The sequence below is a fragment of the Marinobacter sp. SS21 genome (genome assembly GCF_028369065.1).
Lineage (GTDB): Bacteria > Pseudomonadota > Gammaproteobacteria > Pseudomonadales > Oleiphilaceae > Marinobacter.
This window is the reverse complement of the sequence record NZ_JAQNDA010000004.1, coordinates 325384-337924: the sequence shown is the minus strand read 5'-3', so window position 1 is coordinate 337924 and position 12541 is coordinate 325384. Positions and strand designations below refer to the sequence as shown.

At 61.8% G+C, this 12541-nt stretch carries 10 protein-coding genes; 3 read left to right on the top strand and 7 right to left on the bottom strand.

Features of this window, described 5'->3' with window-relative positions; translation table 11 throughout:
- Positions 1-44: 44 nt before the first annotated feature.
- Positions 45-698 (top strand): TetR/AcrR family transcriptional regulator, encoded by a 654-nt coding sequence (locus N6L25_RS07965; RefSeq protein WP_271979272.1) that lies wholly within the window; start codon positions 45-47, stop codon positions 696-698.
- A 17-nt stretch (positions 699-715) separates the two neighbouring features.
- On the opposite strand, the gene astB is transcribed toward N6L25_RS07965, so the two are convergent.
- The 6 genes from astB to N6L25_RS07935 form a co-directional block, all read right to left on the bottom strand.
- Entirely contained in the window at positions 716-2056 is a 1341-nt protein-coding gene (gene astB / locus N6L25_RS07960) for an N-succinylarginine dihydrolase (protein WP_271979271.1), read from the bottom strand.
- A gap of 17 nt (positions 2057-2073) precedes the next feature.
- Entirely contained in the window at positions 2074-3549 is a 1476-nt protein-coding gene (astD, locus tag N6L25_RS07955; RefSeq protein WP_271979270.1) for a succinylglutamate-semialdehyde dehydrogenase, read from the bottom strand.
- On the bottom strand, positions 3542-4693 hold the full coding sequence (gene astA, locus N6L25_RS07950; protein ID WP_271979269.1) for an arginine N-succinyltransferase: 1152 nt from the start codon (positions 4691-4693) through the stop codon (positions 3542-3544). The genes astD and astA overlap by 8 nt, the downstream gene beginning before the upstream one ends.
- Positions 4694-4724: 31 nt before the next feature.
- Positions 4725-5741: an arginine N-succinyltransferase gene (locus tag N6L25_RS07945; protein WP_271979268.1), complete on the bottom strand. Its 1017-nt coding sequence runs from the start codon at positions 5739-5741 to the stop codon at positions 4725-4727.
- A 67-nt stretch (positions 5742-5808) separates the two neighbouring features.
- Entirely contained in the window at positions 5809-7023 is a 1215-nt protein-coding gene (locus tag N6L25_RS07940) for an aspartate aminotransferase family protein (protein ID WP_271979267.1), read from the bottom strand.
- A 155-nt stretch (positions 7024-7178) separates the two neighbouring features.
- Positions 7179-8627 carry an exonuclease domain-containing protein gene (locus tag N6L25_RS07935; RefSeq protein WP_271979266.1) on the bottom strand — a complete coding sequence of 483 codons (1449 nt, stop codon included), beginning with the start codon at positions 8625-8627 and terminating at the stop codon, positions 7179-7181.
- Between the two features lie 182 nt (positions 8628-8809).
- Here N6L25_RS07935 and N6L25_RS07930 point away from each other — a divergent pair, with 182 nt between their 5' ends.
- Entirely contained in the window at positions 8810-9949 is a 1140-nt protein-coding gene (locus tag N6L25_RS07930) for a DcaP family trimeric outer membrane transporter (protein ID WP_271979265.1), read from the top strand.
- A gap of 484 nt (positions 9950-10433) precedes the next feature.
- Here the strand turns inward: N6L25_RS07930 and N6L25_RS07925 are convergent, their stop codons facing one another.
- Positions 10434-11675, bottom strand: a complete 1242-nt coding sequence (locus N6L25_RS07925) for an NADH:flavin oxidoreductase/NADH oxidase family protein (RefSeq protein ID WP_271979264.1) — start codon at positions 11673-11675, stop codon at positions 10434-10436.
- Between the two features lie 163 nt (positions 11676-11838).
- On the opposite strand from N6L25_RS07925, the gene N6L25_RS07920 reads away from it, so the two are divergent.
- Positions 11839-12132: an ArsR/SmtB family transcription factor gene (locus N6L25_RS07920; protein WP_271979263.1), complete on the top strand. Its 294-nt coding sequence runs from the start codon at positions 11839-11841 to the stop codon at positions 12130-12132.
- Positions 12133-12541 lie beyond the last annotated feature (409 nt).

Here is a 12541-nt window from a genome sequence, read left to right as displayed (position 1 = left end):
GTATAATGGGCACCTCGCACACCAGCAGTGACACGGGATACGTAATGACCGACAAGCTAAAGACCCGCAGAGAACGCGAACGACAGGCCAGGCACGACGCCATTCTGGATGCCGCGGAAAAGGTGTTCTCGGACAAAGGCTACGAGCGCACGTCGATGGACGATATTGCCCGCCGGGCCAGCCTCAGCCGCGCCCTGCTGTACGTCTATTTCAAGGACAAAGCCGCCATCCAGCGCGGCATCGTGCTCCGGGCCGGCGAGAGCCTGCGACAGCGGTTCGAAGACGCCCGCAAGACTGCCGATACCGGGCTGGCCCAGCTCAGTGCCATCGGCCGCGCCTATTACCGTTTCTGCCAGGAAGAGCCGGACTACTTTGCCGCCCTGACCCACGCCAGCACCGGCCTGCAGGAGGCGGACGAGTCCCAGGTGGAGCAGATGCATTGCGCCGAAGCCGCCACCATGCAGTTGATGATGGACACCATCGAACAGGGCCTGGCGGACGGCACCCTCAGCCAGGAACGAATTCGCAACCCGTTGGAAACCGCGCTGTATCTGCGCGGCGCCCTGCATGGCGTGATCATGGGATGCCGACAGGATATGGGAGAAACCGGGGCTTTCGCCGACTATCCCCGGGAAGCCCTGATCGAACACACCATGATGATGCTGATGTCCTCCATCGCCGCCAAATCCGGTAACTGAAGCACCTTCAAGCCAGCTCAGTGCTGGAAATCGTAGATCATCCCCAGGCCGAGAATTCCGGTCAGTTCATCCAGCGCCCGGCGGGATTCATCCAGCAGCATGGGATCGGACAGGTCATCCTGGCTGAGACGGTCCCGGTAATGGGCCTGCACCCAGGCGGTCAGGTGCTGGTACAGCGAATCCGTCATCAGCACCCCATGATGCATCGCCTTGAGTTCGTCATCCCGCAGCACCACCCGTAACCGCAGGCAGGCGGGGCCGCCGCCGTTGCGCATGGACTGCTTGACATCAAACACCTCGACTGCGGTGATGGGGCCACCAGAAGCCAGCAAGCCATCCAGGTAACGGCTGACCGACGGGATCTCACGGCATTCCGCCGGCACCGCCAGCACCATGCCGTCCGCGGCACTCAACAACTGGCTGTTGAACAGGTAGGAAGCAACCGCGTCGGCCAGCGGCACGTCGGCCTCAGGAACCCGTATGGCTTCCAGTTGCGCGCCTTTGAGCCGGGCGCTGATATCGGCCAGCAGCCGGTCTTCGTCGAGAAACGCCTGCTGGTGATAAAACAGCACATTGGCGTTTCCCACCGCGATCACATCGTTATGGAACACCCCTGCATCGATGGCGGCCGGGTTCTGCTGAGCGAATACCGCGTGGTTGTCGTCCAGGCCATGGAGCCGGGCAATGGCCCGGGAGGCTTCCAGCGTCTGGCGGGCCGGAAACCGGGTTGGAGCCGGCGCCTCGTCGTCAAAGGCCACATCACCGTAGACGAACAGTTCAACCCCAGGTTCGCCGTGGCTGGCGCACAACCGGGTGTGGTTGGCCGCCCCCTCGTCGCCAAACTGGCTCACCGGAGGCAGCGCGTGATGGTGGGCGAAATAGGCTTCGTCGGAAAAGATGGCGCGCAGGACCCGCCCCGTCACCACATGCTCAATGGAGCGGTGGAACTTGGCATTCAGGTTGGCGGGGGTGAAATGGACCCGGTGGTCGTGGGTGTCGGCGCTGGCCGAGACGGTCGCGGCGTTAGCGGTCCACATGCAGGAGGCCGAGGCCACCGCCGACAGCAGCACGGGGTTGTCCCGGGCCACCGCGGCAAGGATCTGCTCATCGCTGCCGTTGTACCCCAAGCCCTTCAAGGTGGGAATGTGGGGCCGCTCATGGGGCGGCAAAATGCCCTGAACGTAGCCCCGGTCCGCCAGCTGCTTCATCTTGGCCAGCCCCTGCAACGCGGCTTGTTTCGGGTTGGATACCGCACTCACATTGGCCTTCGACGCCACGTTGCCCCAGGACAGGCCCGCGTAATTATGGGTTAGCCCCACCAACCCATCGAAATTCGCCTCGATCGCATGTTTCGGCATGGCAGTTCCCGTCCCGCTCAGTTGAAGTTCAGGCCCGGTGCCAGGGTTTCCGGGAGTTCACTCTTGCTGGCTTCCAGCGAGGCCATTGGCCAGGCACAGTAATCGGCGGCGTAGTAAGCACTCGGACGGTGGTTGCCACTGGCGCCAACGCCACCGAACGGCGCCGCGCTGCTGGCTCCCGTCAGCGGCCGGTTCCAATTCACGATGCCCGCCCGCGACTCTTCCACCAGGCGTTCGTACAAGGCCCGGTCATCGGTCAGGATACCGGCGGACAGGCCGTATCGGGTGTCGTTGGCAATCGCCAGGGCCTGGTCGAAGGTGTCGTAGCGGTACACCGTCAGCAGAGGCCCGAAGAATTCCTCATCCACAACGTCCACACCGGTGACATCGAGGATGCCGGGCGACAACAATGCGGTGCCGTCCCGTACCCGCTTCATTTCCAGCAACGGCTTGGCCCCCTTGTCCAGCAAGCTACGCTGGGCCTCCAGCAGTTTGTCCGCCGCGGCCAGCGACACCACCGCGCCCATGAACGGTTGCGGCTCGGCGTCGAAGTGCCCGGGCACAATGCGCCCAGCCACATCGGTCAACCGAGCCAGGAAGGCATCGCCAGCTTTCCCGTTGGGCACTAGCAGGCGACGGGAACAGGTACAACGCTGACCGGCAGACAAAAAGGCGGATTGCAGGGCATGGTGGACGGCACCGTCCAGGTCTGAGACATCCTGCACGATCAGCGGGTTATTACCGCCCATCTCCAGAGCGAGGATCTTTTCCGGCTGACCGCCGAACTGCTGGTGCAGCAGGTGACCGACATTGGAGCTGCCGGTAAAGAACAGCCCGTCGATGCCGGGATGTCCCGCCAGCGCCCTGCCGGTGTCCGCCGCCCCTTGAACCAGGTTGACGACCCCGTCGGGCAACCCTGCCGCCTGCCACAGGCGAACCGTCAGCTCAGCCACCCCCGGGGTGAGTTCACTGGGTTTGAACACCACGGTGTTACCGGCCAGCAGCGCCGGCACGATATGGCCGTTGGGCAGATGGCCGGGAAAGTTGTAGGGCCCGAACACCGCCACCACACCGTGCGGGCGGTGGCGGAGTACCGCGTGCCCGGCCGGCGTGTCTGTCTCTTTCAAGCCCGTGCGCTCGTCGTAGGACTGGTTGGAGATGACAATCTTGCCGATCATCGCCGCCACCTCGGTGCGGGACTCCCACAACGGCTTTCCGGTTTCCAGGCCAATCTGGCGCGCCAACGCCTCCTTGTGCGCCTCCAGTTGCCGGCCGAAGGCCGTCACTATCCGTTTTCGCTGCGCCAGGGGTGTCCGCCGCCACGCCGGGAACGCTTGCCGGGCGGCACGCACGGCGGCATCCACATCGTCCACGCTGGCGCCATCGCCTTGCCAGACCGTATCGCCAGTCACCGGCTGGGTGGACTGCAGGGCCGGGCCATGACCGTCGAGCCATAGGCCGTGGATGTAAAGTTCTCCTGTTAGTTCAACCATCCAGAGTACTCCTTTCAACGCCATTGGGCTCCGAGTGCGCCCCATGCGGCGCCCGGTGCCAGGCGGTGGATGAGGTCATCCGGCGATCCCCTGCAAAGAGAGCCGGACCAGCATCTTTCAAAGGCGCAAGCCGCACCAGGTCGCCGGACTCCACCTCCAACGCTTCCGCCACCTCCGGCGGCAGGCTGACGGTATCGGAGCTGACGCACAGCGCCGGTACCGTGGTGACCCGGAAATCCCGGAACGAGCGGTTCGACACCATCACCCGCTCAGTCGCCGGCACCCCCGTGTCCAGCGGTTTATGGCGAACCAGCACATGCCGATTGACGCTCTCGCGAACCGTGCGGATGTTATGGATAAAGGCCTCCACCACCGGCCCGCCATCAAAGATGTCCACCAAGCCATTAAAATTGAAACCTTCGGCCTGCAGCATTTTCAGCGCCGGTTCGGTGTTGCGGTGAACCTGGCCGATCACCTCGCGAGCCCGTTGCGGCAACAGTGGCAGGTAAATCGGGTACTTGGGCATCAGTTCGGCGATGAACGACTTACGGCCCACACCGGACAGGTAGTCGGCCTCGCTGAACTCCATATCGAAAAAGCGGCTGCCGAGGGCGTCCCAGAGCGGGCTGTGGCCACTGGCGTCGGAGACGCCGCGCATCTCGGCAAACACCTTGTCGGAAAAATGGCGACGGAAGTCATCGAGAAACATGAATCGGCAGCGAGACAATAACAGCCCATTACCGCCCTTACGGTGACTGTCCGACAACAGCAGTGAGCAGATCTCGGTGGTGTCGGTCATGTCATTGGTCAGATGCAGGGTTGGGGTTCGCACGTGCACCCCCAGCTCCCGCGAGGCGTTGACGGTGGTACTGACCCGGTAGTTATAGAACACCTCGTCCAACCCGACCCGGGCCTGGATGCCGCTGATACCGACACAGCGGTCAAGCTCGGTGTCTTCCAGGGCGAACAGAAACAACCCGGCCTCCGGCGCACAACGTTGGTCAAAGGTATCCTGGGTCAGCTGGATCTTGCGCTGCAGCAGATCGCGGTCCGCCGGCAGGGTAGTCAACCCTTTACCGGCCGCTTGCGCCATCGCCAGCAGATCGTCCAGATCCCGTTCCTGCAGTGGTCGGATCACCAGCATGACTCACCTCCGGTTCCGTTCTGGCTCGGTCTCATAACGGCGCCACCCTGATATCGTCCCCGGACGAACACGCCAACACCTTGAGCACCTCAAGCGAGGCCTTGACCGCGTCGTCCAAGGTTTCCGAAATCGCAGCGACGGTACACCGGAACGCTGCCCGCTCACCACTGGCCAACAGGCAGGTCTCGGACGCCGTTGGCTCGCCGGAATGCAGCTTCTTGCAATGGCTGGTGACCAGGGTTTTCAGGTGGTCGGTACGGGCCTCCAGCACCGGACCGCCGTCGAAGATGTCCACGTAGCTTCCGGCGTGGAAGCCTTCCTGCTTGAACAGCTCAATGGTGTCCAGGGTCGCGGGATGCGGCTGCCCCAAGGCACGTTGGGCCGCATCTGTCAGCAGGGTCACGTAGATCGGATTAGGCGGCATCAGCTCGGCAATAAAGGTCTTGCTGAGCATGCCGGAATAGCGGTCGGCGGTTTCGAAATCCATGTTGAAGAAGTGGCGACCCAAACTGTCCCAGAACGGAACCTCACCCGTGGCGCAGCTCACCCCCTGGATCTCCACCACCATATCGTCGGTGAACCAGTTCCGGTGGCCGGCAATGAATAGCAAGCGGGCCCGGGACAACAGCTCGAAGGCCTCGGTGCCCCGCAGTTCCGGGGCAATGGCAAAGGCCCCCAGCAGGGTTCGGTCGGTCAGCGCATGGGAGGAGTAGAGCACCTCAACCCGACGGGAAACGCCCAGTTCATGGGAGGCATGGATCAGGGCATCTCGGCGGTAGTTGTAGAAGGGCTGGCCATTACCGGCACGGCCATCGATGCCCGCAACGCCGGCGATCCCGCCGCGCTCTCGGTGTTCCAGTACGAACAGAAAACGCTGGCCGGCCTCGGGCCCGAGCTCACCGGAAAAGGAGCGCGCCGAAAGGCCGATCTTTTCGGCCAGCCCCTCCTCAGTCTCCGGGAGGGTGGTGGACAGCTGCCCGGTGAGATCGGAGACCAGCGTCCGGATTCCCTCCAGGTCACTCAGTTGTGCAGGTCGAACAAGCCACATAAGCCAAGCTCCTGCGACGTGTTTGGTGACTCGTCAGGCTGGCCGTCGTTAGCCAGCCCGCTCCGGTTCAACTACAAAGTGATTCAACCGCCTTTTCAAAACGGGCCAACGCCTCGTCAATGTCCGCTTCCGGAATGATCAGGGAAGGTGCCAGACGCACCGTATCGGCACCGGCCACCAGTACCATGACGCCCTGCTCCATACCGGCAGCGAGAAAGTCCTTGGCCCGCCCCTGCCATTTCTCGGTGAGTGCGCAGCCCAGCAGCAGGCCCGCGCCGCGCACTTCGCTGAACACCCCGAACCGCTCACCAATGGCCATCAGGCCTTTCTTCAGCCGCGCCGACCGTGCCTGTACGCCCTTGAGGATCTCCGGCTGACTGACGGTATCGACCACCTTCTGCGCCACCGCGCAGGCCAGCGGGTTACCGCCGTAGGTGCTGCCGTGGGTGCCGAACCCCAGACTGGCGGCAATCTTGGCAGTGGTAAGCATGGCGGCAACCGGGAATCCGCCACCCAGGGACTTGGCGCTGGACAGGATATCAGGGGTGACCCCGTACATCTGGTACGCATACAGGTGACCAGTCCGCCCCACCCCGGTTTGCACTTCATCGAACACCAGCAACGCATCGTGCTCGTCACACAGATCCCGCAGCCCCTGCAGGAATTCAGGTTGCGCCGGCATAACACCGCTCTCGCCCTGAATGGGCTCAACCACCACGGCACAGGTTTTCTCCCTGGAGATCAGTTTCTTCACCGAATCCAGGTCGTTGAAGTCGGCGTGCTGAATACCACCCGGCGCGGGCTCGAAGCCTTCCAGATACTTGGGCTGGCCGCCGACGCTGACGGTGAACAGGGTACGCCCGTGGAAGGCGTTTTTGAACGAGATGATCTCATGCTTGTCCGGGCCAAAATGCTCCCAGGCGTACCGCCGGGCCAGTTTGAACGCCGCCTCATTGGCTTCGCCGCCGGAGTTGGCGAAAAACACCCGTTCGGCAAAGGTCAGGTCGCACAAGGTTTTTGCCAGCCGCAACGCCGGCTCATTGGTCAGAACATTGGACAGATGCCACAGCTTGTTGGCCTGATCCATCAGCTCACCCACCAGCCCGGGATGGGCGTGCCCCAGTGAAGTCACCGCGATGCCACCGGCCAAATCGACGAACTCTCGCCCTTCCTGATCCCAGATTCGCGAGCCTTCGCCCTTCACCGGGATCACGCTGCCCGGAGCGTAATTGGGGACCATCACTTCATCAAACAGTTCGCGACTGACAGGTTCTTTGTTCATCGATTCCTCGCAAGCTTTGGCAACTGGGGACCCGTCCCGGGGTGGCATTCCCGCCACTGGCAACGGGTCGAATTTATTTCAGAGTCTCGGAAAAGCGCCTTGTCATCCGAAGTACGCCTTTCGGTCCGAACAGCTTCTTTCCATCATACGCCCACTCAAGGCATTAGCACATCCGGCAAGCCCCGAATTGGCAGTTCAATCACTGGCTTGCGCTGATCCGCCGGCCCCATCAAGGCCTTGACCACCAGCCGGTAGGAATCCAGGTCGAAATGGACCGCCCCCGCCAGGGCGAGGCCATCAAGATCCTCCTGCCGGTGCACCGTGGCCACATGCACCCAGTTGTAGATCACCAGGATGTCGGTGCGTTCGCCATCCTTGCTGCGCTCCACAACCCCCACCGCGCCTGCCCAGGGCCAGGTAGCCAGGCGCAGGTTGTGAAAGGCGATCTGCATACGCAGATTGTAGCGAACCACATCCTCTTCGCCATTGCAGGCGCCCTTGCAGCGACCCAGCGAGCGCTGAAAACAGGGGCCGGCTTCGCCAGCCTCCAGCCCCAGCAGGCGTGGGCAGAGATCGTTTTTACCGGCAATGCCTTGCAGCGCCCGCTCCCCATCCCGTTTGCTGCGGAACAGCCCATAATAGTCGCCCAACCGGGACGGATCGATGTCCCGCGCCAACCGGGCCTGCAGGTAGCCCCGGCGATCCGCCACCAGCTCAATGCTCAACAGCCGCTTGGCGGCACGGGAGCGGCGGTTGAACAGCGGTTGCAAGCCCTTGATCTGCTTCAACTCCAGCAGCAACGCACCGAGTTCGCCGGCGGTCTCGGTCCATTCCACCCGGCGCAGGCTCGCCGACATCCGCACGCCGCGGCTGCTGTTGTGGTCGCCGGAGAAGTGGGCCGCCACCCGCTGCAACAGGTTGGTACTCTTGCCCACGTACAGCAGCACGTCATTCTCGCCGTAGAAGCGATACACACCCGGTCGTGGCGGAATCTCCTCGAGAATATCCGGCGGCAGGTGGGACGGGATACTGGGCCGCTGCAACAGCGTTGCGATGGTTTGACCCACGCAATCTCTGCCCTTGTCCGCCAGGGCATGGCCGAAGAACTGCCACATGGCATCCACATCGCCCATGGCCCGGTGGCGCTGGACCGGCGACAGGCCATGGCGTGCGATCAGCGCGTCCATGTTGTGGCGACGGAACTCCGGATACAGCTTGCGCGACAGCTTGACCGTGCACAGTACCCTGGCAGAGAAAAGCTGGCCCAGACGGCGAAACTCGGACTTGATGAAGCCGTAATCGAAGCGGGCATTGTGCGCCACGAAGATGGCGTCGCCGAGCTGGCGACGGAACTCATCCGCCACCTCCGCGAAAACCGGAGCGTCCGCCACCAGCGCGTTATTGATCCCGGTGAGCGACTCGATAAACGGAGAAATGCGGGTCTGCGGATTGATCAATGTCTGCCACTCACCAACCGCTTGGCCCCCGCGCCAGAAGCGGACACCGATTTCGGTGATGCGATAGGACGTACTGCTGCCACCGGTGGTTTCGATGTCGAGGAAAGCGAAGGTGGCAGTGTCGAGAATCGTTGTACTTTCGGCCATACCCCATTCTACGCCCCCATATTCCGTTCTGCGCCCAAAGCCCCGATTCAGGATTACGACCTACGGTTCCATCCGGCCGTCTAGACATTAGTCGAATTTTTGATCATTTCCCTTTGAACTGTCACGGATTTGTAACTACGTTGATACGGACCCAACAACAATAATGCTTGGAGACAACAACAATGCAAGGCAACACACTGAGAATGGCAATTCGGGCAACGGCATCTGCGATGATCGTCGGGGTAGCGGGACAGGCCAGCGCACTGGAACTGAGCGCCGGCGACTACACCGCCGAACTCTACGGCTACGCCCGCTTCAATGCCGTTTACGATATTGATGAAGAAATCTCCCTGTCCACCCGCTCCGGCTCCTTTGAAGCCATCAATGTGGGGGACGCCGAAGGCAATGAGGTCAGCGGCCACTTCTCCGCCGATGCGGTTCAGACCCGCCTGGGCGTTCGCACCACCACGCCGGAGGGCGTCAAGGTGGTCATCGAGGGGGATTTCCGCCCTGGCACCCTGCGCCTGCGTCACGGTTACGGCGAATACAAGGGGGTGCTGCTGGGCCAGACCTGGTCCAACTTCGGCAGCTTCGTCGGCAACACCACCACCCTGGATTTCGACGGCCTGCCCGGCCTGGCCGGCTTCCAGGCCCGGATTAGCCAGGCCCGTTACACCACCGGCCCGCTCTCCATCTCACTGGAAGAACCCGCCACCAGTTTCCTCGCGGGCACGACCACCGTGGACGGCAAGCAGTCGCTGCCTACCTTCACCGCCCGCATTGAAGACTCCGCCGATGGCCTGTCCTACTCCGGCGCGATCTTGGCCCAGCAAGTGGAATTCGACACCGGCACCGAAGATGACAGCGTGGTTGGCTTCGCCGCCTTCGTCGCCGGCCAGATGGCGCTGACCGACACCCTCACCGTGCAAGGCACGGTGTCCTACACCGACGGTGCCAACGCCTACCTGTACCGCTCCGGCGAAGAATTCGGCGCCGAGGATGCCTACATTGACGGCAGCGGCGATCTGGAGAGCATCGCCGGCTACGGCGGCTCCCTGGGCGTCGGCATGGACCTGGGTGGTGGTCGCAGCGCCAACATCGGCTACGGCATTGTGACGGTCGACTGGGACGACGCCGAGGATGACGGCCTTGCGGTCGCCGACAAGAGTGAAACCAACCAGGCCGTCATGGCCAACTACCTATGGACTCCGGCCAAGAACGTCATGATGGGCGTGGAATACGCCTACCTCATGCGTGAGAACGTCAGCGGCGACGACGGCGACGCCAACCGCATCATGTTCTCGGGCCAGTACAATTTCTAACCCTCCGCAACCGCAAGTCGATTGAGCGTATTGCCCCGGTTCGGCAGAGCCGGGGCCTTTGTTCGATCATTGCGCAAGCGCACTATAACGGCGCAACGCGGGCCGAGAAGCTCCCGAAACCCACAAAAAAACCGCTGTTTTTCAACAGCCGGAGTTATAACGCCAGCTTGGCACAGTGAATGCTAAGGCTTAACCGGTAGTGACAAACCTGTAGTGACGAACTAACAGTGACGAACTAACAGTGACGGAATCACCCGCCACTGTCTCAACGACATCCTGAGGTGACACTATGAAAGAAGCGACGAACCACAGCCTGCTGTTCGAATTGACCCATCCCTTTGAGACCACCGCCATGCAGGATCTGCATGACTATTTCGACTGGATGTACTTTGCCAATTAACCACGCTGGCGCCAGCTGAATTTCCGCACCCTTTCCGTACTCCGCTGGCGCCAGTCCCTCATTCGACAACCGCCGTGGCGGGAATTAGGCGCCCGCCCGCAATCGGGTCCAGACACTGCGACCGGTCATCACCGCCAGCACTTCCAGCAGTGACAGCACGCCGCGATCCTGCTTGCGGGGCGCCTTGCCCTTGCCCATTCGGCCAAGTTGCCGGGTGTACCAGCTCACTTCCATCAACGCCATGTCGTCGACAAACTTGATACCGGTCTTGATCGGCTTCACCGAACTGACTACTTGCTGGCCCGACAATATCCGGGCCACCATATCCGGCTCCACCGCCAGCGGCCGGGCAACGCCGACCAGATCGGTGGCGCCCGACTCAACGGCTTGCGCCATGCCCTCACTGGTACGGAAACCACCGGTCACCATCAAGGGCACCGACACCGTCGCCCGCACCTTTTCGGCAAACTCCAGGAAATAGGCCTCTCGCGCCACGGTACTGGCCTTAGCGTCGCCTTTGGCCATGGCCGGGCTCTCATAGCTGCCTCCGGAAATCTCCACCAGATCGATGCCGGCCTTCGCCAGACGCTCGATCACGGCCAGCGACTCCTCCTCGGTGAAACCGCCACGTTGGAAATCGGCGGAATTGAGCTTGATCCCCACGCAGAACTGCGCCGAAGTCGCCTCGCGGATCGCCCGGTAGACTTCCAGCACGAATCGCATCCGGTTCTCGGGGGTGCCGCCCCAGCGATCATTGCGCTTGTTGTGGTGCGGCGACAGGAACTGGCTCACCAGATAACCATGGGCACCGTGAATCTGTACGCCCTGGAAGCCCGCCTGCTCGGCCAGGGCGGCGCTGCGGGCGAAGCGCTGGATGATATCGAGAATTTCCGGGTCGGTCAGCGCCCGTGGCGCGGCGAACATACCGCGCATCTCTTTACGGAAGGGCACCGCGCTGGGGGACACCGGGTCCTTGTTGAGCATGCGCGGGCTCTGCTTGCCCGGGTGATTCAGCTGCATCCAGATATGGTTGCCGTTCCGACTGCCGGCCTGGGCCCACTGTTTGAGACGGTCCATGTCGCGGTCGTCTTCCAGCACCACATTCTGCGGCTCGCCGACATGACGACGATCGATCATCACGTTACCGGTGATCAGCAAGCCGGAACCTCCGTCCGCCCAGGTACCGTAAAGCGTGGCCAGGTCTTTGGTCACCCGGTTATCGACGGTACCCAAGGCCTCGCTCATGGCGGATTTGGCAAATCGGTTCGGCAGGATTGCACCGTTGGCCAGTGGCAGGGTCTGCCCCAGCAGTTGTGCTGCGCTCATAATGACTCCGTGGCTCTCTATGATGTGGCTCTCTATGTGGCTCTCTATCAGTTCGACATTGATCAAACTATTTCATGGTTCGGTCAAACTATTTCATGTTTCGATAGTTGTCAAACTTTAATACAATGATCGAAATACCGACATTAACCAAACGGGACAATCCATGGTCAAACCACGCCAGGACGAGCGGCTGAGCCGGGCCTTCAAGGCGCTGTCCAATCCCACCCGCCTTCGTATTTACCAGCAGATCAAGAACAAGCCGGCCAGCGAGCCGACCGACACCGGCTGCAAGCTGGTGGATTTCATCAACTCACTGAAGGTAGGGGCGCCGACCGTCTCCCACCACATCAAGGAATTGGTGAATGCCGGACTGATTCGTGTGGAACGACAGGGGAAGTTTATGAACTGCTATCTGGAAGAGGATATGAAGGAGGAACTGAGGCGGTTTTTGGAGTGACCTGGCACTTCAGTAAGCGACAGATTTAGCCTGCGAGCACGTGTAAGCGGCTGGCTTGGGGGCTTTCTTCGCTGCCCTCTAAGGTACGTCCTGTACCTGTCGGCCACCGCGGCATCCATGCCGCTGCTACGAAAGCCCCCAAGCCAGCCGCCCTCAAACTCCGGCACTATCTCAAGCACTATATCCAGCACTGCCTCAGGCACTTCACAGGTTCCCGAGCGCTCCGTCTGGTTGATTCTCTGATCTAGAAACGCCAGCGGTACGTAGTACGTCAGCGAATTAATCAGACGGGACACTCACTCTGTGGGTTTTAGCTTTTATGAGATATCACCGCTGCATTGGCGTGGTTGGTGGAGGGATTACCGCAGCAGCGACAGGACGTCGCGGTGGCCGACAGGTACAGGACGTA